Annotated in this window: 25 protein-coding genes; 17 read left to right on the top strand and 8 right to left on the bottom strand. The window is 67.3% G+C overall.

The features are described from left to right. The 4 genes from DES47_RS23095 (at position 1) to DES47_RS23080 (ending at position 3,964) form a co-directional block, all read left to right on the top strand. Positions 1–1,770 (top strand): branched-chain amino acid ABC transporter ATP-binding protein/permease, encoded by a 1,770-nt coding sequence (locus DES47_RS23095; RefSeq protein ID WP_133703139.1) that lies wholly within the window; start codon positions 1–3, stop codon positions 1,768–1,770. Positions 1,771–1,773: 3 nt separating this feature from the next. Further along, positions 1,774–2,532, top strand: a complete 759-nt coding sequence (locus DES47_RS23090; RefSeq protein WP_133703138.1) for an ABC transporter ATP-binding protein — start codon at positions 1,774–1,776, stop codon at positions 2,530–2,532. 1 nt (position 2,533) lies between these two features. Then, positions 2,534–3,127, top strand: a complete 594-nt coding sequence (locus DES47_RS23085; protein ID WP_133703137.1) for a M15 family metallopeptidase domain-containing protein — start codon at positions 2,534–2,536, stop codon at positions 3,125–3,127. Between the two features lie 147 nt (positions 3,128–3,274). After that, the gene (locus DES47_RS23080) at positions 3,275–3,964 is read left to right on the top strand and encodes a GGDEF domain-containing protein (RefSeq protein ID WP_208115095.1); all 690 of its coding nucleotides are present in this window, start codon (positions 3,275–3,277) and stop codon (positions 3,962–3,964) included. A gap of 6 nt (positions 3,965–3,970) precedes the next feature. Here DES47_RS23080 and DES47_RS23075 read toward each other — a convergent pair whose 3' ends face one another. The 5 genes from DES47_RS23075 to DES47_RS23055 are packed head-to-tail and all read right to left on the bottom strand — an operon-like array spanning position 3,971 to position 8,253. Further along, positions 3,971–5,245: an NAD(P)/FAD-dependent oxidoreductase gene (locus DES47_RS23075; RefSeq protein WP_208115094.1), complete on the bottom strand. Its 1,275-nt coding sequence runs from the start codon at positions 5,243–5,245 to the stop codon at positions 3,971–3,973. Positions 5,246–5,247: 2 nt separating this feature from the next. Continuing rightward, positions 5,248–5,481, bottom strand: coding sequence for a 2Fe-2S iron-sulfur cluster-binding protein (locus tag DES47_RS23070; RefSeq protein WP_133703136.1), 234 nt, complete (start codon positions 5,479–5,481; stop codon positions 5,248–5,250). Beyond that, the gene (locus DES47_RS23065) at positions 5,478–6,596 is read right to left on the bottom strand and encodes an NAD(P)/FAD-dependent oxidoreductase (RefSeq protein ID WP_133703135.1); all 1,119 of its coding nucleotides are present in this window, start codon (positions 6,594–6,596) and stop codon (positions 5,478–5,480) included. Before DES47_RS23065 ends, DES47_RS23070 begins: the two co-directional genes overlap by 4 nt. A 10-nt stretch (positions 6,597–6,606) precedes the next feature. Then, positions 6,607–7,554 (bottom strand): 4-hydroxyproline epimerase, encoded by a 948-nt coding sequence (locus DES47_RS23060; RefSeq protein WP_133703134.1) that lies wholly within the window; start codon positions 7,552–7,554, stop codon positions 6,607–6,609. Positions 7,555–7,581: 27 nt separating this feature from the next. Beyond that, positions 7,582–8,253 (bottom strand): GntR family transcriptional regulator, encoded by a 672-nt coding sequence (locus tag DES47_RS23055; RefSeq protein ID WP_133703133.1) that lies wholly within the window; start codon positions 8,251–8,253, stop codon positions 7,582–7,584. Positions 8,254–8,614: 361 nt separating this feature from the next. Here DES47_RS23055 and yajC point away from each other — a divergent pair, with 361 nt between their 5' ends. The 4 genes from yajC (at position 8,615) to DES47_RS23035 (ending at position 14,297) form a co-directional block, all read left to right on the top strand. Beyond that, entirely contained in the window at positions 8,615–8,938 is a 324-nt protein-coding gene (yajC, locus tag DES47_RS23050; protein WP_133703132.1) for a preprotein translocase subunit YajC, read from the top strand. A gap of 103 nt (positions 8,939–9,041) precedes the next feature. Further along, the gene (gene secD, locus DES47_RS23045; protein ID WP_133703131.1) at positions 9,042–10,913 is read left to right on the top strand and encodes a protein translocase subunit SecD; all 1,872 of its coding nucleotides are present in this window, start codon (positions 9,042–9,044) and stop codon (positions 10,911–10,913) included. A gap of 12 nt (positions 10,914–10,925) precedes the next feature. Further along, positions 10,926–11,963: a protein translocase subunit SecF gene (gene secF, locus DES47_RS23040; protein WP_133703130.1), complete on the top strand. Its 1,038-nt coding sequence runs from the start codon at positions 10,926–10,928 to the stop codon at positions 11,961–11,963. 42 nt (positions 11,964–12,005) lie between these two features. Then, positions 12,006–14,297, top strand: coding sequence for a DUF1631 family protein (locus DES47_RS23035; RefSeq protein WP_133703129.1), 2,292 nt, complete (start codon positions 12,006–12,008; stop codon positions 14,295–14,297). A 27-nt stretch (positions 14,298–14,324) separates the two neighbouring features. Here DES47_RS23035 and DES47_RS23030 read toward each other — a convergent pair whose 3' ends face one another. The 3 genes from DES47_RS23030 to DES47_RS23020 form a co-directional block, all read right to left on the bottom strand. Then, entirely contained in the window at positions 14,325–14,777 is a 453-nt protein-coding gene (locus DES47_RS23030) for a Smg family protein (RefSeq protein WP_133703128.1), read from the bottom strand. 85 nt (positions 14,778–14,862) lie between these two features. Further along, a complete protein-coding gene (gene dprA, locus DES47_RS23025) occupies positions 14,863–15,960 on the bottom strand; it encodes a DNA-processing protein DprA (RefSeq protein WP_133703127.1) in 1,098 nt (365 codons plus the stop codon). A 22-nt stretch (positions 15,961–15,982) separates the two neighbouring features. Next, on the bottom strand, positions 15,983–17,170 hold the full coding sequence (locus tag DES47_RS23020) for a LysM peptidoglycan-binding domain-containing protein (RefSeq protein ID WP_133703126.1): 1,188 nt from the start codon (positions 17,168–17,170) through the stop codon (positions 15,983–15,985). 285 nt (positions 17,171–17,455) lie between these two features. Between DES47_RS23020 and def the strand changes: the two genes are divergently transcribed. From def to DES47_RS22975, 9 genes are all read left to right on the top strand, one after another. Then, a complete protein-coding gene (def, locus tag DES47_RS23015) occupies positions 17,456–17,974 on the top strand; it encodes a peptide deformylase (RefSeq protein ID WP_133703125.1) in 519 nt (172 codons plus the stop codon). A 2-nt stretch (positions 17,975–17,976) separates the two neighbouring features. Continuing rightward, positions 17,977–18,921 (top strand): methionyl-tRNA formyltransferase, encoded by a 945-nt coding sequence (gene fmt, locus DES47_RS23010; protein ID WP_133703124.1) that lies wholly within the window; start codon positions 17,977–17,979, stop codon positions 18,919–18,921. A gap of 66 nt (positions 18,922–18,987) precedes the next feature. After that, positions 18,988–19,839: a zinc metalloprotease HtpX gene (htpX, locus tag DES47_RS23005; protein ID WP_133703123.1), complete on the top strand. Its 852-nt coding sequence runs from the start codon at positions 18,988–18,990 to the stop codon at positions 19,837–19,839. A 38-nt stretch (positions 19,840–19,877) separates the two neighbouring features. After that, a complete protein-coding gene (locus DES47_RS23000; protein WP_133703122.1) occupies positions 19,878–20,273 on the top strand; it encodes a hypothetical protein in 396 nt (131 codons plus the stop codon). Positions 20,274–20,403: 130 nt separating this feature from the next. Then, positions 20,404–21,144, top strand: coding sequence for a head GIN domain-containing protein (locus DES47_RS22995; protein ID WP_166652128.1), 741 nt, complete (start codon positions 20,404–20,406; stop codon positions 21,142–21,144). A gap of 71 nt (positions 21,145–21,215) precedes the next feature. After that, positions 21,216–21,953, top strand: coding sequence for an AzlC family ABC transporter permease (locus DES47_RS22990; protein WP_133703120.1), 738 nt, complete (start codon positions 21,216–21,218; stop codon positions 21,951–21,953). After that, entirely contained in the window at positions 21,950–22,279 is a 330-nt protein-coding gene (locus tag DES47_RS22985) for an AzlD domain-containing protein (protein ID WP_133703119.1), read from the top strand. The genes DES47_RS22990 and DES47_RS22985 overlap by 4 nt, the downstream gene beginning before the upstream one ends. Positions 22,280–22,317: 38 nt before the next feature. Further along, on the top strand, positions 22,318–23,511 hold the full coding sequence (locus tag DES47_RS22980) for a phosphoglycerate kinase (protein ID WP_133703118.1): 1,194 nt from the start codon (positions 22,318–22,320) through the stop codon (positions 23,509–23,511). Positions 23,512–23,651: 140 nt separating this feature from the next. Then, positions 23,652–25,964 (top strand): NADP-dependent malic enzyme, encoded by a 2,313-nt coding sequence (locus DES47_RS22975; RefSeq protein ID WP_133703117.1) that lies wholly within the window; start codon positions 23,652–23,654, stop codon positions 25,962–25,964. Positions 25,965–25,992: the final 28 nt, after the last annotated feature.

Here is a 25,992-nt window from a genome sequence, read left to right as displayed (position 1 = left end):
ATGCTGAGCACACGCAAGATATTCCCCCTCGCCGCGCTGGCCCTGCTGGCCGTGCTGCCCCAGTTGCCGGTGCCCGAGTTCTGGATCACCCAGCTCAACTACATCGGCCTCTATGCGATGGTCTCGCTGGGCCTGGTGCTGCTGACCGGCATCGGCGGCCTGACCTCGTTCGGCCAGGCCGCCTTCGTCGGCCTGGGCGCCTACACGACGGCGGTGCTGAGCACGCGCTTCGGCATCTCGCCCTGGGCGGCGCTGGGTGTGGGCATCGTGCTGACGGTGGCCGCCGCTCTGGTGCTGGCCTGGCTGACCCTGCGCATGTCCGGCCACTACCTGCCGCTGGCCACGATTGCCTGGGGCCTGAGCCTGAATTACCTGATGGGCAATATGGAATTCCTGGGCAAGTACGACGGCATCCAGGGCATACCGCCGCTGGAGGTCTTCGGCATCAGCCTGAACGCCGGGCGCAGCATTTACTACCTGATCTGGGCCTTTGCGGTGCTGGCGGCGATCGGCGTCAGCAACCTGCTGGACTCGCGCCCCGGCCGTGCGATACGCGCGCTCAACGGCGGCGTGACGATGGCCGAGGCGATGGGCGTTTCGACCTTCCGTTACAAGGTGGTGATCTTCGTGCTGGCGGCCATTCTGGCGGCCGTCTCGGGCTGGCTCTATGCCCACTTCCAGCGCAGTGTGAATCCCTCGCCGTTCGGCATCAAGCTGGGCATCGAGTACCTGTTCATGGCTGTGATCGGCGGCGTCGGCGGCGTCTGGGGGGCCTTCACCGGCGCTGCGGTGGTGAAGATCGTCGAGGACCAGCTGCAGACGATTCTGCCCAAGCTGATGGGGGCCAGCGGCAACTTCGAGATCATCGTCTTCGGCGTGGCCCTGGTGCTGGTGCTCCAGTACGCGCCCAAGGGTCTGTGGCCGGCGATCGCGCGCTGGTTCCCGGCCGGCCCGCGCCCGCGTGACTGGGGCGACGCGCCGGCTCTGGAGTCGCGCAGCAAGCCCAGCCCAGGCGAGCTGCTGCTGGATGTGGACAAGGTCCGTAAGGAGTTCGGCGGCCTGGTTGCGGTCAACGACGTCAGCTTCCAGATCCGTGCCGGCGAGATCGTCGGCCTGATCGGCCCCAATGGTGCCGGCAAGTCCACCACCTTCAATCTGATCACCGGCGTGCTGAGCCTGACCTCGGGTGGCGTGCAGTTCCGCGGCGAGGCGGTTGGCGGCCTGGCCTCGCGGCTGATCGCCCGGCGCGGCATGTCGCGCACCTTCCAGCATGTGAAGATGATTGCCGATATGACGGTGCTGGAGAACGTCGCGCTGGGCGGCTATCTGCGCAGCCACAGCGGTGCGGCGCGCGCGATGCTGCGGCTGGACCGGGCCGAAGAGAAACGGCTGTTCGCCGAGGCCGAGCGCCAGCTGCAGCGCATCGGCATGGCCGGGCAGATGCACGAGCTGGCCGGCAATCTTGCCCTGGGCCCGCAGCGGCTGATGGAAATCGCCCGGGCGCTGTGCACCGACCCGGCCCTGCTGTTGCTCGACGAGCCCGCCGCCGGCCTGCGCCACAAGGAGAAGCAGGCACTGGCCGAGGTGCTGCGCCAGCTGAAGGGCGAGGGCATGAGCATCCTGCTGGTCGAGCACGATATGGACTTTGTGATGGGCCTGACCGACCGCCTGGTGGTGATGGAGTTCGGCACCAAGCTGATCGAGGGCACGCCGGCCGACGTGCAGGCCAGCCCCGAAGTGCGCGCCGCCTATCTCGGAACGGAGCACTGAAGCATGACCATGCCACTTGATCACGATCTGCTGCTGAGCGTCAGCGATCTGCACGCTGGTTACGGCAAGGCCGAGGTGCTGTCCGGCCTGAATCTGCGTCTGCCCCGGGGCAGCGTGGTGACGGTGATAGGCCCCAACGGCGCCGGCAAGTCCACCACCCTGAACGCGCTGATGGGCGTGCTGCCGGCCAAGGGTCAGGTCTTGTTCGACGGCGAGGACATTGCCTCGCTGAGCCTGGAAGAGAGGGTCATGAAGGGCCTGGCCCTGGTGCCCGAGAAGCGCGAGCTGTTCTCGACCATGAGCGTCGAGGACAACCTGGTGCTCGGCGGCTTCAGGCCGATGCGCCTGGGTGTGCGAGATTGGCGCGGCGGCCTGGAAAAAGTGTTCGAGCTGTTCCCGCGCCTGAAGGAGCGCCGCGCCCAGCTGGCCGGCACGCTGTCGGGCGGCGAGCGGCAGATGCTGGCCGTGGGCCGCGCGCTGATGAGCCAGCCAAAGGTCTTGATGCTGGACGAACCCAGCCTGGGCCTGGCGCCGCTGATCGTCAAGGAGGTGTTCCGCATCGTCCAGCGCCTGCGCGATAGCGGTGTGTCCATACTCCTGATCGAGCAGAACGCCCGCGCCGCACTCGAAGTCGCCGACTACGGCTATGTGCTGGAGACCGGTGAAATTGCGCTGGAAGGCCAGGCCGCCGACCTGGCCCGCGACCCACGGGTGATCGAGACCTATCTCGGGGCGGCCAAGAAGGCGTCGCAGGCCGACTGAGATGGGCCGCGAAGCGCAATGCCTGTGCCGGGTCGGCGAGCAGAGCGCCGAGGCCAAGGTCTTGCTGGAGAGTGACGCGCTGCTGCTGCGGGGCGTCTTCAAGCGCCGCTATGCCCTGACCGAGCTGAGCGGCCTGCACGTCGAGGGCGAGCGCCTGTGCTTCGAGGCCGGCGGTGAATCGGTCGCTTTGGAGCTGGGCGCCAAACCCGCGGCCAGCTGGCTTAAGAAGATCGCCACACCGCCACCGACCCTGGCCGACAAGCTGGGCCTGAGCCTGGAGCACAAAGGCCTGGTCATCGGTGCGCTCGAAGAGCCCGCGCTGCTGGAGGCGCTGCGGGACGCCCGCACCGAACTGGCGGCCGAGGCCCACGTCGCCCTGGCGGTGGTGAGCAGCGAGGCCCAGTTGCTTGACGCCATCGCCGCCCATGCCGGCTTGCCGGATGCCCGCCACCTGTGGGTCATCCATCCCAAGGGTTCCAAGGCGAGTCTCGCTGACGCCACGGTGCGCCGGCTGATGATGGCTGCTGGCTATGCGGACAGCAAGACCAGCGCTGTCTCTGAGACGCTGACGGCCACGCGCTACGCGAGGCGCTGAGGGCCACCCATCGGGCCTGGCCCGGCAGCCGCCTAGAATCCGGATCATCAACGAGAGAGGAAACGGCGGCCCGCGCCGCCGACGCGAGAGTCAGGGCATCAGATGAGCTGCGACAGCTGGCTTCAAACGCTCGGAATCGGCGGCTGCATGCTTTGGCTGCCGGCGTTGCTGTTGCTGCAGAGCCTGTTGATCGGGGGCCTGGTGCGCAGCATGCTGGGCCGTCGCCGGGCCCTGCGGGCGCTGGCCGAGGAGCGGGCGCTGCTGGAGCAGCATGTGCACGAGCGCACCTTGGCGCTGGAGGCGGCCAATGCCAAGCTCGAGACCCTGAGCTTCACCGATGGCCTGACCCGGCTGCCCAACCGCCGCCGCTTCGACGAGACGCTGGCGGCCGAGTTCGCGCGGCACCGGCGCTCGGGTGCGCCGCTGTCGCTGATCATGCTGGACATCGACCATTTCAAGGCCTTCAACGACACCTACGGCCATGTGGCCGGCGACGAGTGCCTGCGCGAGGTCGGTGAGGCGATCGCCAAGCTGGTCAGCCGCAGCAGCGACCTGGCGGCGCGCTTCGGCGGCGAGGAGTTCGCCGTGATACTGCCCGAGACCGAGGCGCCCGGCGCCGCCCAGCTGGCCGAACGCCTGCGCGCCGGCATCGAGGGCCTGCAGATTCCGCATGCGAACTCGCTTGTGGCGCCGGTCGTGACCGTGAGCCTGGGCGTGGTCACCGTGCAGCCCGCCAAGCTCAGCAATCCGCTGGAGGCGCTGAGCCTGGCCGACGCACTGCTCTACCAGGCCAAGAGCGGCGGGCGCAACCGGGTGGTGGCACACGCTCTTGAGTAGGGCGCGCTATTCCTCTTTCAAAAAGCAGTGCATCGGTGCCGGCTGCAGCGGCTCGCGCAGACCGCGGCCTGCGGCCATCGGCCATCCCAGCACATCGTGGGTGATGGGCCCGCAGATGCGGCCCTGGCAGGCGCCCATGCCACAGCGCGTCTGCAGCTTGGCCTCGCGCCAGTCGGGCCAGGCCTTCAGATCGACCAGGGCCACGTCCTCGCAGCGGCAGATCAGTGTCTTGGCATCGGCCAGCTTCAGCAGCTCGGGGCGCAGCGCGAAGTGCCGGGCCAGCAGGCGGCCGAAGGCCAGCGCCCGCGCGTGGGGTTTGGCGAATGGGGCCAGATCATCACCCAGCATCGCGTGGGCGGCCAACTCGCCTTCCAGCAAGGCCTTGTCGACGCCGGCTATGCCGGTGCATTCACCGGCCGCGAAGACCTGGGGCAGCGAGGTTTGCAGTCGCTTGTCGACGGCAATGGCACCGTCATCGATCCGGCAGCCCAGCAGCTCGGCCAGCTCGGTGTTCGGCAGGAGGCCGAAGCCCAGGCCCAGTGCGTCGCAGGGCTGCTCCCATTCGCGCTGGCCGTCGGTCAGCACGACGGCGCGCACCTGGCGTTCGTCAGCAGTGCCCAGCGCACGCACCGGCCAGCAGCCGGTGCGGTAGGCCATGCCCTTGAGGCGCCAGCGCAGCCCCAGGGCCTGCATCAGCTTGGCCGAGGGCAGACCGGCGGCGAAGGCGCTCAATGCTTTGAACGAGGCCTGCTCGGCCACGCAGGCCACATCGGCACCGGCGCTGCGCAGTGTGTCGGCCGAGGCCAGCAGCAGCGGACCCGAGCCGGCCAGCACGACGCGCTGGCCCTTGATGGGCCAGCCGCCCTTGACCAGCGCCTGCAGGCCACCGGCGCCGGTGATGCCGGGCAGGGTCCAGCCGGGGAAGGGCAGGAAGCGTTCGCGCGCGCCCAGGGCCAGCAGCAGCTGCGCGCCGCCCACGCGCAGCGAGGCGCCACCCTGGCTGTCGTGCAACAGCAATTGCTGCGGCCTCTCGGCGGCAACCACCGCATGGCCTGGCAGATGGGTCAGCTGCGGATCGGCCAGCAGCCTGTCCAGTGACTGTGCCCAGCTGCGCCCCAGGGCGCTGCCATGCCGGGCCGGGCCGCCACGCCAGATCTGGCCGCCGGGCCGGGCCTGGTTGTCGATCCAGATCACCCGCTGCTTTGCTGCCAGCAGGATGCGCACGGCGGCGATGCCGGCCGGGCCGCCGCCGACGACGATCTGGTCTGCTGTGATGATCATGTCTAGGTCTCCACCCGCATGCCCTCGGCAACGAGGGTCATGCAGGCCAGGCGCTGCGGCTGGCCAGCTATGCTGACGCGGCACTCCTGGCACTGGCCCATGCCGCAAAAAGCGGCGCGTGGCTGGCCGCTGATCGAGACGCGGGTGGCCGCGAGGCCGGCCTGGGCCAAGGCGGCGGCGACGGTGATGCCCTCGGCCACCTCGCAGGCCCTGCCATTGATGTGCAGATGAGTCATGCGGCGAATCTCGCGGGCGAAAAGGGCTGCGGGTCCAGGGTCGGCGCCTGGGCCAGGCTCAGCTCGGCCAGCAGCTCGGCGCTGGCCAGCGAGGTGGTGATGCCCAGACCCTCGTGACCGGTGGCCAGCCAGACGCGCGGCAGCGTCGGATGCGCACCAATCAAGGGCTGACCATCGGCACTGGCCGGGCGTATGCCGGTCCAGCAGCGCAGCAGGCTGAGCTCGGCCAGGCCCGGCAGATAGCCGGTGGCGCATTGCAGCATCTGGCGCAGCATGGGCAGATCCAGCGCCCGGTCTTCGCGGCCGACCTGGCGCGACGAGCCTATCAGCAGCTGGCCGCCGGGCCGGGGCTGGACGTTGAACGACACCGTGTCCTCATCGACCAGATGGGCCTTCTTGATATAGCCGAGCTCGACCAGCTGGTGCTTGACGAGATCGGGATGGCGCTGGGTGATGGCCAGCTGGCCCTTCTTGGGCAGCAGGCAGCCGGGCGGTAGCCAACGCTGGCTGGCCAGGCCGGCGCAGAGCACGACCAGGGCGCCCCAGAGCTGGCGGCCATCGGCCAGGCGCAGGCCGGCGCCGTCCAGCGTGACCACCTCGCCGCGTATCAACTCGGCGCGGGCTTCTTCGAGCCAGCGCTGGGCGACCTTGGGCGGATAGACGCGGGCATCGCCAGGCACCCGCAGCGCGCCGGCCAGGCCCGGGCGCAGCATCGGTTCAACTTGAGCCAGCGCATGGGCGTCCAGCAACTCGGCCTGCAGGCCGCGTGCCGTCAGCCAGGCCTGCTTGCGCGCAGCGAGCGCCATCTCCTCGTCATCGGCGGCCACCCAGAGCGTGCCGCAGGCCTGATGCTCGGCCTGGGCGGCATGGTCGCGCGACTCATCAAGCCAGTCCTGCCACAACCGGACCGAGCGCCTCGACAAGGCGAACTCCGCCTCGTCGGCGCTGCCCTCGGCATCGACCACCAGCAGATGGCCCATCGAGGCGGCAGTTGCCCCACCGCCCACCGCCGCCGGCTCGACCACGGCGACCGACAGGCCCTGGCGCGCATAGGCGCGTGCGCAGGCGGCACCGATGATGCCGGCGCCGATGATGATCACATCGGCGGTTCTCATGGTCGGGCCGTCAGGAGGATGATGTGATGCCCCAGGCGAAGGGGTCGCCCGGTTGGAACACCAGGTTGGCGTCCATGTTCACGAAGGCGCGCCCCTGGATCGTGGGCAAGACATGGCCCTCGGGCAGTGCGGCGCTGCGCTCGAAGCTGCCGGCGAAGACGCTGCCGATCACGCTCTCCTGCTGCCACAGCGCGCCGGGCTGCAGCTTGCCGTCGGCCGCCACGCAGGCCAGCTTGGCGCTGGTGCCGGTGCCGCAGGGCGAGCGGTCATAGGCCTTGCCGGGGCACAGCACGAAGTTGCGTGCATCGTTGGCCGGGTCCTGGGCCGGGCCGACCAGCTCGATGTGGTCGATCTCGGCGCCGCCAGCGCCGGTCACGCCCTGCTCGCGCAGGGCCTGGCGGATGCGCCAGCTGAAGGAGGTCAGTGCGTCGATATGCGCGCGGTCCAGGCTCAGGCCGTGGTCCTCGCACAGAAAGAACCAGTTGCCGCCCCAGGCCACGTCGCCATGCACCAGGCCGTGGCCCGGTACCTGCACGGCGACCTTGCGGGCGTGGCGGTACGAGGGCACATTGGCGACGCTGACGCGGCCGTCCTCATGCAGGGTGGCGCTGACCTTGCCCACGGGCGTCTCGATGCTGTGCACACCCGGTGCGATGCGGCCCAGATAGGCCAGCGTGGCGACCAGGCCTATGGTGCCGTGGCCGCACATGCCCAGAAAGCCGACGTTGTTGAAGAAGATCACGCCACAGGCGCTGTCGGCCTCCAGCGGCTCGCACAGCAGGGCGCCGACCAGCACGTCCGAACCGCGCGGCTCGTTGACGATGGCGCTGCGCCAGTTGTCGTGCCGTTCGCGGAACGCGGCCAGGCGCTCGGCCATGCTGCCGCGGCCGAGATCGGGGCCGCCGCTGATCAGGATGCGCGTCGGCTCGCCGCCGGTGTGGGAATCAATGAATCGCATGGGCTTGCACGGTAAAGGCGAAATGTGTCAGGCGATGACCTTCTGCGCATAGCCGCGCAGATAGTCCATCAGCGCGTCGGAGGCGGCTGCGGCCGGCTCGGGCTCGCCCTGGGCGACGGCCTGGGCCAGCTCCATATGGCAGCGCGCGCCCTCGGTCATATCGCCCTGGTGCTGGTAGGCATACCAGAAGCGCCGGCACTGGATTGCCATTGGTATCACCGCCGACACGGCGAAGGGGTTGCGGCAGGCGGCGTGGTTGACATGGTCCAGCGCCTGGTCCGAGCTCATATAGGCTGTCAGGTCCGAGGCCTGGCTGGCGCAGACCATGGCCTCGGCGCAGGCCAGCAGGTCCTGGCGCTGCTGCGGCGTGGCGCGGCGGGCCGAGGTGGCGGCGATCAGGCGCTCCAGCACGCGGCGGGCCTCGATCAGGTCCAGATGCTCGGCCAGCCGGATCTCGCTGACGCGCAGGCCGCGGCGCGGCTGCTGCACGATCAGGCCGTTGGAGACCAGGCGCATCAGTGCCTCGCGGGTCGGCGTGCGCCCCAGGCCTGTGCGCTCGATCAGCTCGGCCTCGACGATGGGCGCGCCGGGCTTCAGCGCCAGGGTCGAGATCATCGCCTCCAGCGCGTCATAGGCCTGGTCGGCGACGCGGCGCTTGTCGGGCTCGCAGCTTTCTTGGGGGGTGTCTTGGGTGCTCATCTGGCGTGCATCATCGCAGGCGCGGCCCGGGCGGGGTATCGGGCTTTGCCTCCATGCCGGGCCTGCTCTTGAAGCTTGCCGCATCGGCCGGATATAGGCCGGGCCGGAATCGCCATCGCGGGTTGCCGTGGAGTGCTCATGGAGTGCCTGTTCGGGCTCTAATATATTTGAAGAATATCGACGCCCGGGATCCTTGTCAAGCCGGGGCTCGCCTGGGGTGAACCCTCGGAACGGCGCCTCCGGCTGCGGCGGGCCCGCCGCATACAATGCGCGATTCCGATTCGGGCTGGCTTGCTGCGTCAAGCCAGCGCTTTGCCTTGCTTATGCCGCCGCCGGCGGACTCTCTTCTTCGAGGATTTTCATGTTTATTTCCGACGCTTTTGCCCAGGCCACCGGTGCCGCCGCCGGTGGTGAGTCCAGCCTGCTGAGCATGCTGCCCCTGGTGCTGATGTTCGTGGTGTTGTACTTCGTGATGATCCGCCCGCAGATGAAGCGCCAGAAGGAACACCGCGCGATGATCGAGGCCCTGGCCAAGGGCGACGAGATCGTCACCTCGGGCGGCCTGCTGGGCAAGGTCACCAAGCTGGGCGAGAGCTTTCTGAGCCTGGAGGTGGCCAATGGCGTGGAGTTGCAGGTGCAGCGCTCGGCCGTGGTTCAGGTGCTGCCCAAGGGCACCGTCAAGTAAGTCGTTCTCCTGGCCGCAGCCCGCTGCGGCCCCACTCGGACGGGCCTGATCCGTCCGAGCCTGCAGGGCGCGAGCGCCCTGGATGCCCGCTGAGGAAGTTCCCATGAACCGTTACCCGCTGTGGAAGTACGCGATGCTGTTGGTCGCGCTGCTTATCGGCCTGATCTACTCCCTGCCGAATGTGTTCGGCGAGGCGCCTGCCGTGCAGGTGTCCAGTGGCCGTGCCACCTTGAAACTCGACGCCAGCGTCGTCGCGCCGATAGAGAAGGCACTGGCGGCGGCCAGCATCAAGCCCGACTTCGTGGTGTTCGAGGGCAACTCGGCCAAGGCCCGATTTGCCGACACCGACACCCAGATCAAGGCCAAGGATGCGATCAGCAAGGCGCTGAATCCCGATCCGGCCGACCCCAGCTACATCGTCGCGCTGAACCTGCTGTCGCGCTCGCCGACCTGGCTGACGCAGCTCCATGCCCTGCCCATGTACCTGGGCCTGGATCTGCGCGGCGGCGTGCACTTCCTGATGCAGGTCGACATGAAGACGGCGCTGACCAAGAAGGCCGAATCGCTGACCGGTGACGTGCGCACCCTGCTGCGCGACAAGAACATCCGTCATGCCGGCATCACCCGCGACGGCAACACCGTCGATGTGCGTTTCAAGGACCAGGCGGTGCTGAACCAGGCCCGCGAACTGCTGACGACCCAGGTGCCCGACGTGCAGTGGACGCCGCTGCCCGAGGGCGCCGAGTTCAAGCTCAGCGGCGCGCTGAAGCCCGCCGCCGCCGTGGCGGTGCAGGAAACCGCGCTGAAGCAGAACATCACCACCCTGCACAACCGTGTCAACGAGCTGGGCACGACCGAGCCGGTGATCCAGCAGCAGGGCCTGGACCGCATCGTTGTGCAACTGCCCGGCGTGCAGGACACGGCCCGCGCCAAGGACATCATCGGTCGCACCGCCACGCTGGAAATGCGCATGGTGGACGACAGTGCCGAGGCTGCCGCGGCGGCCGTTGGCTCCGGGCCCGTGCCCTTCGGCACCGAGCGCTATGTCGAACGCGGCGGCGCGCCGCTGATCGTCAAGCGCCAGGTCATCATCACCGGCGACAACCTGACCGACGCCCAGGCGGGCTTCGACGGCCAGAACCAGGAGCCGGCCGTGCACCTGACGGTGGATGCCAAGGGCGGCCGCATCCTCAAGGACGTGACCCGCGAGAATGTCGGCAAGCGCATGGCCATCCTGCTGTTCGAAAAGGGCAAGGGCGAGGTCATCACCGCGCCGGTGATTCGCAGCGAGCTTGGCAACAAGTTCCAGATCTCGGGCCGCATGAGCACCACCGAGGCGGCCGACACGGCCCTGCTGCTGCGCGCCGGCTCGCTGGCCGCGCCGATGGAAATCATCGAAGAGCGCACCATTGGCCCGAGCCTCGGCGCTGAGAACATTGCCAAGGGCATCAACAGCGTGATCTTCGGCTTCAGCGCCGTGGCCCTGTTCATGTGCCTGTACTACCTGCTGTTCGGCGTGTTCTCGTCGCTGGCCCTGGCCTTCAACCTGCTGCTGCTGGTGGCCCTGCTGTCGATGCTGGGCGTGACGCTGACCCTGCCGGGCATCGCCGCCATTGCGCTGACCCTGGGCATGGCGATTGACGCCAATGTGCTGATCAACGAGCGGGTGCGGGAGGAGTTGCGCAATGGCTCGGCGCCGCAGTCGGCGATCTCGGCCGGCTACGAGCGGGCCTTTGCCACCATCCTGGACTCGAACATCACCACCCTGATCGCCGGCCTGGCCCTGCTGGCGTTCGGCTCTGGCCCGGTGCGCGGCTTTGCCATCGTGCACTGCCTGGGCATCCTGACCTCGATGTTCTCGTCCGTGGTGTTCTCGCGTGGCCTGGTCAACCTCTGGTACGGCCGCCAGAAGAAGCTCAAATCGGTGTCGATCGGCCAGATCTGGCGTCCCGACGGCGACACCCCGAAAGCTTAATAGAGCCCCATCATGGAATTCTTCCGCATCAAACGGGACATCCCGTTCATGAAACACGCGTTGATACTCAACGCGGTTTCATTCATCACCTTCATCGCCGCGGTGTTCTTCATCGTCACCCGCGGCCTTTATTTCTCGATCGAGTTCACCGGCGGCACCGTCATCGAGCTGGAGTACGCGCAGGCGGCCGACATTGCCAAGACCCGCGAAGTGGTCGAGCACATGGGTTTCGGCGAGGTGCAGGTGACCAAGTTCGGCACCTCGCATGATGTGCTGATACGCCTGCCGCTGCGCGGCGAGGCCAAGGCCACCGATGTCGTTGCCCGCGTGTTCGGCGAGCTGTGCAAGGCCGAGAGCGGCACCGTGTCGGCCAAGCAGTTCGTCAGCGACAAGGGCGAGGCGATTGCCAAGCAGGTCTGCACGACGGCGGCCGGTGTCGAGCCGCTGAAGCTGCAGCGCAGCGAGTTTGTCGGCCCGTCCGTCGGTGCCGAGCTGGCCCAGGACGGCGCCAAGGCGCTGCTGGTCACCGTGGTCGGCATCATGATCTACCTGGCCTTCCGCTTCGAATGGAAGTTCGCGGTGGCCGGCATCGTCGCCAACCTGCACGATGTGGTCATCATCCTCGGCTTCTTCGCCTTCTTCCAGTGGGAGTTTTCGCTCTCGGTGCTGGCGGCGGTGCTGGCGGTGCTGGGCTACTCGGTGAATGAGTCGGTGGTGATCTTCGACCGTATCCGCGAGGCCTTCCGCAAGTTCCGCAAGATGAACACGCACGAGATCATCGACCACGCCATCACCAGCACCACCAGCCGCACCATCATCACCCACGGCAGCACCCTGATGATGGTGCTGGCGATGCTGTTCTTCGGCGGCCAGACGCTGCACTACTTCGCGGTGGCCTTGTCGATCGGCATCCTGTTCGGCATCTACTCCTCCGTGTTCGTCGCGGCGGCCATCGCGATGTGGCTGGGCGTCAAGCGCGAGGACCTGATCAAGACCACAGTCAACAAGGACGGCGACCCGGATGATCCAAATGCCGGGGCCGTGGTGTAGAGTCGAATCGAGCCGCAACCCGAGACCGACCCAAGCCCATTCATGCTGAACGCCGCAAGTTCCAAAGCCCTGGCCACCCAGGCGCGGCGTGTCTACATCGAGGCGCTGCTGCGGGCATTGCCCGGCTTGATCCAGACGCTGAGCGAAACCACCCGCCAGCTGCTGATGCAGCCGGCCGAGTATGCCGTGCAGGTGGCGCGGCGTGACGGGGTCAACACCTGGCAGCGTCACCATGCCACCTGGCATATAAAGCTGGCAGACGCCCTGCGTCAGGCCGCCCAGCATGGCGTCAATGTCGCCCATGCTCCGGAGCTGACGACAGGGCGCGACCAGATGTCGCTGGTCGACGACGACACCATAGAGCGCGAGATCCACAGCTCGCGCCTTGCCCTGTCCATCATGGACAAGGCTACCTGGGAGTTCAGCGACCTGCGCAACCGCATCTCGATGCTGGAGCAGCAGGAGGAGCTCAGTGCCCAGGACCTGCTGCGCGCCCATGTGGTGGCCCGCATCGTGCTGGACACCTGGCACAGCAGCGGCCTGACCAATGCCGAATGGCAGATGCTGCAGAACGTGCTGCACGACGAGCTCTCGCTGCTCACCGGCGAGGCCTATCACGAGACGAACCGCTGGCTGGTCGGCCAGAAGGTGCTGCCCGAGGTGGATCTGCGGCCGATGATTCGGCGCACCGGCGCATCCTCCGGGCCGAATTCCAGCGGCGGTGGCAGCACGGGCGTCGGCGCTGCGTCGCGTTACAACAGCCAGCCCGCGGCCGACACTCAGCCCTCGGCCCATGTGGCCGGCGACGAGACCCGAGTCATGACACGGTCCGGCAGCCTGGGCGGCCGCGCCACAGCTCATGCCGAGGCGGTGCTGGGGCGGCTGAATCGTTTGATCGGCCGCCAGTTGCCCGAGTTCGTGGCCACCCAGGCCCATCCGAATCAGCGCCAGCCGATGTCACCCAAGCTGACCGCTGCCATGGACCTGGCCGAGGAGATGGCGCGCAAACGGGTGGCCTTCGGCGATGCGGTCACCAACAAGGGGTCTTCGCTGCTGGAGGAGCTGCAGCAGCGCAAGCAGACGCTGAAGAAGGCCGCCGAAACCCCGGCCGAGCGGGCCACGATAGAGATCGTCGCCCTGCTGTTCCAGGCCATCCTGACGGAGGAACGCATTCCTGCCTCGATGCGGGTCTGGTTTGCCCGGCTGCAGATGCCGGTGCTGCGCGTGGCCGTCAGCGAACCCGACTTCTTTGCCACCACCGACCACCCGGCGCGCCGGCTGATCGACCGTATGGGCGCCTGCGTGATGGGCTTCAACCCCTCGGCGGGCGAGGTCGGTCAGTCGCTGGAGAAGGAGATCAAGCGGGTGGTGCAGGTCGTCGAGGCCTATCCGGACACCGGACGGCGTGTGTTCCAGACCGTGCTGACCGAGTTCGAGAAGTTCCTCGACCATTATTTCAAGAACGAGAACCAGACCACCAAGAAGGGCGTGTCCCTGGCCCAGCAGGTCGAGCAGCGTGAGACCTTGGCGATCCAGTTCACCATCGAGCTCCGCAAGATGCTCAATGAGGTGCCGGTGCAGGACGGCGTGCGCGAGTTCCTGTTCCAGGTCTGGGCTGATGTGCTGGCGGTCACCGCCGTGCGCTCCGGCCCCCAGGCCGACGCCACGCGGCTGATGAAGCGCGCCGCCGCCGACCTGATCTGGTCGGCCAGCGCCAAGGTCTCGCGCGAGGAGCGGGCCGAGGTCATCCGACGCCTGCCGCCGCTGCTCAAGACGCTGCGCGAGGGCATGGGCCACGCCGGCCTGCCTGCGGCCAAGCAGGACGAGTACATCCGCACCTTGAACAACTCACTGGCGGCGGCCTTCACTGCCAAGGCGGCGGCCATTCCGCGCGAACGGCTGGAAGAGCTGATGGAGCAGCTCGAGGCGCTGGAGGAGATGCTGCCCGAGTCGGACGATGTGCAGATCAACGAATCGATGGTGCGGGATCTGTCGGGTCACGAGAGCGAAGACCTCGAAGTGGTGGCCGATGGCGGCACAGCGCCGACGCCGGCCATGCTGGCCTGGGCCCGTGAGCTGCAGGTCGGCAGCTGGTACATGCTGGACTACCGCGGCCGAAATGAACCGATGCAACTGGCCTGGCGCGGCATGCGCCGCCAGCTGGCGCTGTTTGTCTCGCCACAGGGCCGCGGCGTGCTGTTCCAGCTGAACCGGATGGCGGCCTTCCTGCAGGCGGGCCTGCTGCTGCCGGCGCAAGACGAGTCGTTGACGGTGCGCGCAACGCGTACCGCAATGGAAAAGCTTGAGGTCGATCCGACCCGCTTGCTTGGCTAGCCGCTCCCGCGGCCGCCTTTCAGTCGTTCAGTGAATCAGCCGGTCTTCCGGCGCCACGAACAACTCGTCCAGTATCAGCGCGTCCGGCTCTTCGCCCAGGCTCCAGAACACCATCAGCACGATGATCTTCAGGTCTTCCAGGTCCAGCGGGTTGCCGGGAATGGCCATCGCGCGGTCTATCACCGTTTCGCGCATCGGCGGAGGCAGCACGCCGGCCGACTCGAGGAAGCTGATGAAGCCCACCGAGTCCTCGCCCAGGTGCTCGGTCTCCAGCGGCGAGTAGACGCGCAGGCTCTCGGCACCCTGCTCGCCGTGGTAGCTCTGAGCCGCCACGGCCAGTCCATCCAGCCAGGACAGGGCCTCCTGGATCTCGTCGGTTTCGAAGCCGATGGCGGACAATTTGCGCCGCAACTGGGCCTGATCCGGGCAGGCATCGGGGCGCCAGTAGGTTTCGTAGAGGTAGACGAGCACATCAAACATGAGATCACTATACCCCAGGGCCTATGGCCCTTTTCGAGCAAAAGGCCTGGATTTGGCTCAGTGATTGCCCTGGTTTTGTTGCCCATCAGCCGCTGACCCGGCGCTGAAACAGTTGGCCGGGCAGGCGCTGGATCTGGCCGTCCAGCTCCAGTTCCAGCAGGCGGGCGCTGAGATGGGCGGCGTCCTCGCCGGTCCGTGCCATCAGCGCGTCCAGGCTCATCGGGTCATGACCCAGGGCCTGCAGCAGGCTGTTCTCCACCGCTGCAGGGGCGGGCGGTGCTACCGCACGGGGCCGCAGCTCCGGGTGCAGTTCGTCGAGGATGTCCTCGGCCGTGGCCACCAGCTTGGCGCCCTGCTGTATCAGCTGGTGGCAGCCCCGGGACAGCGATGCGTGGATGGAGCCGGGAATGGCGAACACCTCGCGTCCGGCCTCGGCCGCCAGCCGGGCGGTGATCAGCGAGCCCGATTGCAGCGCGGCCTCGACCACCAGGGTGCCTCGGGTCAGGCCGGCGATCAAGCGGTTGCGCTGTGGAAAGTTGGCCGCCAGCGGGGGCGTGCCAAGTGGGTATTCGCTCACCAGCAAGCCATCGCGGGCAATGCGTCGGGCCAGTTGCTGGTGGCGCTTGGGATAGGCGTTGTCGAGGCCCGTGCCAAGCACGGCGATGGTGCTGCCGGGGCCCAGCAGGGCGCCCTCATGGGCGGCACCGTCGATGCCCAGGGCCAGGCCGGAGACCACACACCAGCCGGCCCGACTCATTTCACGGGCCAGGCCACGGGCGTTGTCACAGCCCTGCGGGCTGGCGCTGCGGCTGCCGACGATGGCGATGCCGGGTCGGCTCAGCAGTTCCCGGTATCCATCCAGATAGAGCAGCAGAGGCGGGTCGGCCGTCTGCAGCAGGGCTTCGGGATAGTCGACGTCGCCCAGGGCCAGCAGGCTGCGCGGCGAGTCGCTGGGTGCAGCCAGCCAGTCGCAAGTGGTGTGCAGCAGGCCTTCCCAGCGTTCGGGCACTTGAGCCAGGGCGGCCGCAATGGGCGCGCCGACCACGCTGCGCCAGGCGCCAGGCTCGGCGGCGAATACCGACTCGGGTGAGCCGAAGGCAGCCAGCAGCCGACGCGCGGACTCTCGGCCGACGCCGGGAGTTTCCAGCAGGCGCAACCAGGATCCGAGCTCGTCGCGGTCCATTGCTGCAGCCCCGGAGGCCTGGCTAAGGCTGGCTGAAGGCGTCGCCAGGCTTGACCGGCTCCTGCACCGAGAGTATCAGCGCGTACGAGACGCGCTCGAACACCCGGAACACGAACAGCAGCCCATGGCGTTCGTCGGGCAGCTTCAACTCCGGCCGCTTGGCGTCGGTCGTGTCTATCACGGTGCGGCCGGCGCGCCACAGCGCCAGCACATGGCCGCGCTCGACGCCATCGCGGGCGCCGCGGTTCAGCGCCACGATCTGGTTCTGCCCGGCCGTCAGCGCCTCGCCATAGATAGACACCAGCTGGCCGCTGATAGGCTTGTCCGGGGAGTGCGGTGCATAGCTGGTGAACTCGCGCGGCGGAATCGGTGCCAGGCGGTCACCGACACCCACTTCCTGGCGGATGCTGGTGATGGTGATGGTGGCCGGCACCTCGCGGGTCTTGCCGTCGGGCAGCTTCTGTTCGTCGGCGGCCCGGGTGTGCTCGGCCGTGCCCAGATAGCCGGCCTCGTAGCCGAGGATCTCGCGCGTGCTTGGATCCAGCAGGGCCTTGGGTTGACGGAACAACCGGTACTCGCGGGCCTGGCTCAGGTCGCCGCGGACATAGGCCACGTCGCCGCGGGACAGCAGCACGCGACCCTCCTGGGCGGCCACGATGCGTGGGGCCTGGTTCAACGCGTCGCTGTCGAACACCACGGCCTCGTTCAGAAAGGGGGCGATCAGGTGCAGCGGCAGGGACGTGATAGGGCTTTGGTCGACTGCCGATGAGCGGATCTGCGGGCTCAGCCTGACATTGCTGCTGGCGGTGGCTCCGCCCAGGTTCTGCGCCAGCTGCAGCCGCGCGCGGCCGTCCACCTTGACCAGCAGCAAGACCTGGCCCGGGTAGATCAGGTGCGGGTTGCGGATCTGCTCCATATTCATGCCCCACAGCTCGGGCCAGCGCCAGGGGCTCTTCAAAAACAGGCTGGAGATATGCCAGAGCGTGTCGCCGGCCTTCACGGTGTGCGAGTCTGGGGCGTTGGGCGAGAGCTCGGACAATGGCACGCCGGCCTGGGCGACCCTGCCGGCGGTGTCACGCTGTTCAGTGGTGATGGGAAAGTTGGCAGCGGCTGCGGGGGCGCTCAGCAGGCTGCTTCCTATCAGGGCGCCCAGCAGGCTCAGCATCAGGTGTGAGCGCTTGGAGGCGGCGACAGGCTTGCAACAGGTCATCAGGGGCTCTCCCGCGCTTGCGATCCGGTGGCTCCGGGTCTTGCGCCGTCTAAGGGTCATGGGGTAATCAAGGCCGAATTGAGGCAAGCTCGGCAGGCTGGGCCAACTTCGGCGAAAATCCTCATTTGATTTCACAGATTCTGCCCCTAAACCCTTGATGTCGCAAACAAATGCGCCGCCGCAGGCGGTTCTTGTGAGGCCTGTCACAAGTGCTCACCCTGTGTTGCGGCGACGCTGCAACAGAGTACCGTTTCCCGCGACATCGACCGGTTTGGCATCACACCCATGGCGACACTGAACATACTGAGATTCCCCGACCCTCGCCTGCACACCGTGGCCAAACCGGTGGCCGAGGTGGACGAGCGCATCCGCACCCTGGTGGCAGACATGCTGGCCACCATGTACGCGGCCGATGGTGTCGGCCTGGCCGCCACCCAGGTGGATGTGCATGAGCGGGTGGTCGTGATCGACGTGTCCGAGCAACGCGACACGCCTCTCGTGCTGATCAACCCGGAGCTGATCGCCAAGAGCGAGGAGATGATGACCGGCGACGAGGGCTGCCTGTCGGTGCCGGCCATCTATGACGCGGTGCAGCGCCATGCCCGGGTCACCGTGCGTGCGCTCGACCGCGACGGCAAGAGCTTTGATCTGCCGGCCGAGGATTTGCTGTCGGTCTGCATCCAGCACGAGATGGACCATCTGATGGGCAAGGTCTTCGTCGAGTACCTGAGCCCGCTGAAGCGTGAGCGCATCAAGACCAAGATGCTGAAGAAGACCCGCGACGAGCAGGGCAAGCAGCGCTGAAAATGAGGCTGATTTTTGCCGGCACCCCGGAATTTGCCGCAGTAGCGCTGGCGCGGCTGCATGCCGCCGGCTTCGAGATTGCCCTGGCGCTGACCCAGCCAGACCGGCCGGCCGGCCGCGGCCTGAAGCTGCTGCCCTCGGCGGTCAAGCAGTTCGCACTGGACCATGGCATCCCGGTCGCCCAGCCGCGCAGCCTGCGCCTGGACGGCAAGTATCCCGATGACGCCCAGGCCGCCCGCCAGGCGCTGCTGGCGGCTGGCGCGGAGGTGATGATCGTCGCCGCCTACGGCCTGATCCTGCCGCAGTGGGTGCTGGATACGCCCCCGCGGGGCTGCCTGAACATCCACGGCTCGCTGCTGCCTCGCTGGCGCGGCGCCGCACCGATACACCGTGCGATCGAGGCCGGCGACGCCGAGACCGGCATCACCATCATGCAGATGGATGCCGGCCTGGACACCGGGGCCATGCTGCTGAAGGAAGCGGTGGCGATACGCCCGGATGACAGCACGTCCACGCTGCATGACCGCCTGGCGGATCTGGGTGGCAAGCTCATCGTCGAGGCCCTGCGGGCCGGCGAGTTGCGTCCCACGCCGCAACCGGCCGAAGGCGTGACCTATGCCCACAAGATCGAAAAGGCCGAGGCGGCAATTGACTGGGCGCTGCCGGCGCGGCAGATCGAGCGCCGTCTGCGCGCCTTCGACCCGTTCCCGGGCGCCAGCACGGTCATCGACGGCGAAATCGTCAAGGTCTGGCGTGCCGAGCTTGTCGATCAGGCCGGCCCGGCCGGCACCGTGCTGGCCGTGGACGACACCGGTCCGGTGGTCGCCTGCGGCGAGCAGGCGCTGCGCCTGACCGAGCTGCAGCGCCCTGGCGGCAAGCGCCAGCCGGCGCGCGCCTATCTTCAAGCCAAGCCGCTGGCGCCCGGAGACATACTGGCGGGCAGTTGAAATTGGCGGGAGCGGCCCCCATCTGGGCTGCTCAACCCCCAGGACTACCACCAGGAGAAGTGCACCATGTTCAACCTGCTCAAGACCGCGGTCTTGATGGCCGCCATCACCGCGCTATTCATGGCGCTGGGCGCCATGATGGGTGGGCGCCAGGGCATGATGCTGGCGCTGATCATCGCGCTGGGCATGAATTTCTTCAGCTACTGGTTCTCCGACAAGCTGGTGCTGAAGATGTACAACGCGCAGGAGGTCGACGAGACCTCGGCGCCGCAGTTCTACCGCATGGTGCGCGATCTGGCGCAGCATGCCGAGCTGCCCATGCCCAGGGTCTATCTGATCAACGAGGATGCGCCCAACGCCTTTGCCACCGGCCGCAACCCCGAGCATGCCGCCGTGGCGGCGACCACCGGCATCCTGCGGGTGCTGTCCGAGCGCGAGCTGCGCGGCGTGATGGCCCACGAACTGGCCCATGTGAAGCACCGCGACATCCTGATCAGCACGATCAGCGCGACGATGGCCGGCGCGATCTCGATGCTGGGCAATTTCGCGATGATCTTCGGCGGCCGCGACAGCGAGGGCCGGCCGGTCAATCCCATCGTCAGTATTCTGATGATGATTCTGGCGCCGCTGGCGGCCAGCCTGATACAGATGGCGATCAGCCGCGCACGCGAATTCGAGGCCGACCGTGGCGGCGCCGAGATCTCGGGCGACCCGCAGGCCCTGGCCTCGGCGCTGCAGAAGATCCACCGCATCGCCCAGGGCATACCGATGGAGGCTGCCGAGCGCCACCCGGAGACGGCACAGATGATGATCATGAACCCGCTGTCCGCGGGCGGCCTGCGCGGTCTGTTCAGCACTCACCCGTCCACCGAGGAACGTGTGGAAAAGTTGCTGGCCATGGCCGCTGGCCGGGGCTGAGCATCAAGTCCGGGTGCTTTGCGACCGATAAGCCCCAGATGAAGACGGCACTCACCTCCCTGACCCTGGCCGCGGCCGCCCTGTTGAGCGGTTGCGACTTGCTGGGTATCGAGTCGCCCGAGAAGATCGCCGCCGTCAAGGAGGCCGATGGCAAGGCCATAGGCGGGGCCTGCCGCCATGCCTCCCGGGCGATCGAGGACTGTTACGCGCTGAATCCCAAGGCCCAACGTGCCGCCGTGTTCACCGGCTGGCGCGAAATGGACGAATACATGCGCGAGAACAAGCTGGAGGGCATCACCCCTCAGGTGGCCAAGGGCCCGGCTGCCGGCAAGGGCGAGGCCGAGGTCGAAGAAAAGCCGGCGGCCAAGGATGTGGCCAAGGCGGGTGCCGCCAAGCCTGCCGCGGCGCCAGCTGCCGCCAAACCCAAGACCTGAAGGCGCGGTGGGGCCTGGCTTTTACGCCTGGGCCCGAGATTTCAGCAGTTCATCGCAAGCGGCTTTGGTCGCGTGGCCCCAGGCAGGATCATTCGCCCACTGTTTGATTCATTCCGATGAGGAGCCCACCATGTTGACCCGCCGTCTTGCCCTTTGCGCCGCCCTGATCCCCCTGTTTGCCAGCACCACGGCCAGCGCCTGGGGCAATGAGACCGTCCGAGGCTCCGGCAATGTGGTCACCCAGACCCGCGCCATCACCGGCTTCGATGCGATCAGCACGCGCGGGGGCATCGACGTGCTGGTGCGCCAGAGCGGCAAGGAGTCGGTCGAGGTGCAGACCGATGACAATCTGCAATCGGTGCTCGAGACGCAGGTGGTCAGCGGCGCCAAGGGCCGCACCTTGGAGATCTCCTTCAAGAAGGGTTACAGCGTGTCCAACCACAGCAAGACCCTGGTCACGGTCGATGTGATTCAGCTGCGTGCGCTGTCGATCGCCGGTTCGGGCGATGTGCGTGCCGAAAGCATCAACAGCCCGCAGCTGAATCTGGCTATTGCCGGGGCCGGTGATATGCGGTTGGGCAAGCTCAGCTGCGACGAGATCAAGATCAGCGTCGCCGGCTCCGGTGATGTGGTGGCCAGCGGCAAGACACAGAAGCTCAGCATCTCGATCGCCGGCAGCGGCGACGTCAAGACCGAGGGCCTGGCGGCCGACGATGTCAGTGTCAGCATTGCCGGCAGTGGCGATGCCGTGGTGGCCGCCAAGCAGAATCTGACCGTCAAGGTGGCTGGCTCGGGAGACGTCAAGTACGTCGGCAACCCGGCCAACATCAAGAGTTCGATCATGGGCAGTGGGTCGGTGAACAAGCTTTAAGACCGACTGATTCGTGCGCACACCGCGCCCCTCGGGCGCTAGGTTCGTCCGCCTCGTACGACAATCGAGGCATGACTACCGCAGCACAAGGCCCGCTCTGGCGCCATCCTGAGTTTTCCCGAGGCGCCCGCGACATGGTGGGCGTGTCTCTTGGTATTTCGGCCTGGGGCCTGGTGACCGGCGTGGCCATGATCAAGAGCGGGCTGAGCGTGCCGCTGGCGCTGGCCATGTCGCTGCTGGTATTCGCCGGCAGCTCGCAACTGGCCTCCCTGCCGCTGATCGCCGCCGGAGCGCCGCTGTGGGTGCTGTGGGCCACGGCCTTTTGCGTCAACCTGCGCTTTGTCATCTTCAGCGCCCATTGGCGGCTGTACTTCGGCCATCTGCCGTTCTGGCAGCGCATGCGGGTGAGCTATTTCGCGGCCGACCTGAACTACGTGATCTTTCTGCGCCGCTTTCCGGACATGAAGCCCGCACCCGAGCAACTGCCGTACTACTGGGGCGGCGTGGCGCTGAACTGGAGCGCCTGGCAGGTGCCGTCGATCGCTGGCATCTTCCTGGCCAATCAGGTGCCCACCGAGTGGGGCCTGGGCTTTGCCGGCATCCTGGCGCTGCTGGGGCTGAGCTATTCGCTGCTGTCCGACAAGGGCACCTGGATATCGGCCGGCGTGGCCAGCTGTGCGGCCGTGGCCGCCTATGCCTTGCCGCTGCGCCTGAACATCGTGGTGGCGATTGCCGCCGCCGTGGCCGTGGGCCTGCTGCTGGAGCAGTTCATGCCGCCACCGCCCAAGAAGCTGGAGGCACGGTCATGAGCGCCTGGGAAACCCTGCTTGGCATCGTTGGCATGGGGCTGATCACGGCCCTGACCCGTGGCTTCTTCCTCTTCCCCAAGCGTGAGATACCGCTGCCCGACTGGGCGCGCCAGGGCCTGCGCTATGCGCCGCTGGCGGCGCTGGCGGCCGTGGTCGTGCCCGAGATCGTGATGACCCAGGGCCATCTGATCAGCACCTGGAAGGACGCGCGGCTGTTCGCGGTGGCCGTCTCCACCGCCTATTTCTTCTGGCGCCGGGGCATTCTGGGCACCATCGTCAGCGGCACGGCGGTGATGCTGACGCTGCGCCTCGGGCTGGGCTGGTAAGGTTGAGGTTGTTCACCTCAACTGCACCGCCCTCCCATATGAACGTCATTCGCTTCTCCGACCTCGTGGCCGCCGGCAAGGTGGCCGGCCAACGCGTCTTCATTCGCGCCGATCTGAACGTGCCGCAAGACGACGCCGGCCAGATCACCGAAGACACCCGCATCCGCGCCTCCATCCCCTGTATCGAGCTGGCGTTGAAGGCCGGCGCGGCGGTGATGGTGACCTCGCATCTGGGCCGCCCGACCGAAGGTGAGTTCAAGCCCGAGGACTCGCTGGCGCCCGTGGCCAAGCGCATGAGCGAGCTGCTCGGCCGCGACGTGCCCGTGGTCGCCAACTGGGTCGATGGCGTGACGGTGGCGCCCGGCCAGCTGGTGCTGCTGGAGAACTGCCGCGTCAACAAGGGTGAGAAGAAGAACGACGAAACCCTGGCGAAGAAGATGGCCGCGCTGTGCGACATCTACGTCAACGATGCCTTCGGCACCGCCCATCGAGCCGAGGGCACGACCTATGGCATTGCGCAGTTCGCCAAGATCGCCTGCGCCGGCCAGCTGCTGGCGGCCGAGATCGATGCGATCACCCTGGCCCTGGCACACCCGAAGCGCCCGCTGGTGGCTATCGTTGCCGGGTCCAAGGTCTCGACCAAGCTGACCATCCTGAAGGCCCTGTCCGAGAAGGTGGACGGCCTGATCGTCGGCGGCGGCATCGCCAACACCTTCATGCTGGCCGCCGGGTTGAAGATAGGCAAGTCGCTGGCCGAGCCCGATCTGGTGGCCGAGGCCTCGGCGGTGATCGCGGCCATGAAGGCACGCGGCGCGGCCGTGCCGATTCCGGTCGACGTGGTGGTGGCCAAGCGCTTCGCGGCCGATGCCGAGGCCACGGTCAAGGCCGCCGCCGACGTGGCCGACGATGACCTGATTCTGGACATCGGCCCCAAGACCGCCGCGATGCTGGCCGAGCAGCTGAAGTCCGCCGGCACCATTGTCTGGAACGGTCCGGTCGGCGTGTTCGAGTTCGATGCCTTTGCCAAGGGCACCGAAGTCATCGCCCGTGCGATTGCCGATTCCAGCGCCTTCAGCATCGCCGGCGGCGGCGACACGCTGGCGGCGATCGCCAAGTACGGCATCGAAAAGGATGTCGGCTACATCTCCACCGGCGGCGGCGCCTTCCTGGAGATTCTGGAGGGCAAGACGCTGCCGGCGTTTGAAATCCTGGGCCGGCGCGCGCAGGGCTGAAGCCCGGCGCAGTGCCATCAACGGCGCCCATGTGGCGCCGTTTTTCATTGCCTTCCTTGCATGACAGTTGTAATTCTGCGCATGGTTGACGGCCCATTCGCGGAGTAAGCTGCCAGCCAAAGAAACTGATGGAGACCCGGATGAGCAACACGCCCCTGTCCCCGGCCGAAGCGGCCCTGCGCGAAGCCGCCCTCGAGTACCACCGCTCACCGACCCGCGGCAAGATCTCGGTCAATGCAACCAAGCCGCTGTCCAACCAGCGCGATCTGTCGCTGGCCTACTCCCCGGGCGTGGCCTACGCCTGCCTGGCGATCCAGGAGGACCCGAGCCTGGCTGCCGACTTCACCTCGCGGGCCAATCTGGTCGGTGTGATCACCAATGGCACGGCGGTGCTGGGCCTGGGCGATATCGGCCCGCTGGCCGGCAAGCCGGTGATGGAGGGCAAGGGCTGTCTGTTCAAGAAGTTCGCCGGCATCGATGTGTTCGACATCGAACTGGCCGAGCGTGACCCCGACAAGCTGGTGGACATCATCGCCGCGATGGAGCCGACCCTGGGTGGCGTGAACCTCGAAGACATCAAGGCGCCCGAGTGCTTCTATATCGAGAAGAAGCTGCGTGAGCGGATGAACATCCCGGTCTTCCATGACGACCAGCATGGCACGGCCATCATCTCCAGCGCGGCCCTGCTCAACGGCCTGGAACTGGTCGACAAGAAGATCGGAGAGGTCAAGGTGGCGGTGTCGGGCGCGGGCGCTGCGGCCATCGCCTGCCTGGACGTGATGGTCGGTCTGGGCGTGGCCCGTCAGAACATCTTTGTGGTCGACTCCAAGGGCGTGATCCAGTCCGAGCGCGACGACGCGCGCTCCGGCAAGCTGGACGAATCGAAGCAGCGCTACTGCCAGGTCACTGCTGCGCGTACGCTTGCCGATGTGGTCCGCGATGCCGATGTCTTCCTCGGCTGCTCGGCCGCCGGCGTGCTGACGCAGGACATGGTCAAGACGATGGCCCGCCAGCCCATCATCCTGGCGCTGGCCAATCCGGAGCCCGAGATCCGCCCCGAGCTGGCCAAGGCCGTGCGGCCCGACTGCATCATGGCCACCGGCCGCTCGGACTATCCGAACCAGGTCAACAACGTCCTGTGCTTTCCCTACATTTTCCGCGGCGCACTCGATTGCGGCGCGACCAAGATCACCGAGGCGATGAAGCTGGCCTGCGTGCGCGAGATCGCGGCGCTGGCCAAGGCCGAGACCAGCGATGAGGTGGCCGCCGCCTACGCCGGCCAGGAGCTGGCCTTCGGCCCCGACTACCTGATACCGAAACCCTTCGACGCGCGGCTGATACTGCGCATCGCCCCGGCTGTGGCCCGTGCCGCCGAGGAGTCGGGTGTTGCCACCCGGCCGATCACGGATCTGGACGCCTACCGCCAGTCGCTGGAACGCTTCGTCTACCAGACCGGCATGTTCATGCGTCCGGTGTTCGCCGCGGCCAAGGCCAAGCCGGCGCGGGTGATCTATGCCGAGGGCGAGGACGAACGCGTGCTGCGTGCCGTGCAGGTGGCGCTGGACGAGGGCCTGGCGCGGCCCATCGTCATCGGCCGCCCCGAGGTGATCGCCATGCGCATCCAGCGCGCCGGGCTGCGCCTGAAGTTGGGCGGCGATGTCGAGGTCATAGACCCTGCCAACGACGCGCGCTTTCGCACCTACTGGGAAACCTACCACCGCATGCTGGGCCGCGAGGGCATCACGCCCGAGATGGCCAAGGCCGATGTGAGGCGCTCGTCCACCACGATCGGCGCGCTGGCCCTCAAGCTGGGCGACGCCGACGCGATGATCTGCGGCCTGGTCGGCCGCTATGACAAGCATCTGGACCATGTGGCCAAGCTGATCGGCCTCAAGCCCGGGGCACCGAGCTTCGCGGCGATGAACGCGCTGATGATGGACAAGCACACGCTGTTCATCACCGACACTTTCGTCAACGACGACCCCACGGCCGAGGAGCTGGCCGAGATCGCCGCGATGGCGGTGGACGGTATGCGCCGCTTCGGCCTGCCGCCCAAGTTGGCATTTCTGTCGCACTCGATGTTCGGCTCTTCGACACGGCCTTCGGCGCGCAAGATGCGCAAGGCACGGGACCTGTTCGTTGCCGCGCATCCGGACATCGAATGCGACGGCGAGATGCATGGCGACGCGGCGCTGTCCGAGGCGGTGCGCCATACCTTCCTGATGGACAGCGGCCTCACCGGTGCGGCCAATCTGCTGGTGATGCCCAATCTGGACGCTGCCAACATCCTGTTCAATGTGCTGAAGGTGACGGGCGGGCAGGGCGTCACCGTCGGCCCGATTTTGCTCGGCGCCGCCGCGCCGGTCCATATCCTGACCCCGTCGGCGACGGTGCGTCGCATCGTCAACATGACGGCGCTGGCGGTGGCCGATGTGGCCGAAGCCGCCCGATAGGTTTCGTACCGCAGTGTAACCGAATGGC

Origin of the sequence: Roseateles toxinivorans, from assembly GCF_004362525.1 — a bacterium.
In the GTDB taxonomy this organism is placed as follows: Bacteria; Pseudomonadota; Gammaproteobacteria; order Burkholderiales; family Burkholderiaceae_C; genus Paucibacter; species Paucibacter toxinivorans.
Note: the sequence above shows the minus strand (reverse complement) of the source record. Positions and strands in the feature narration are given on the sequence as shown.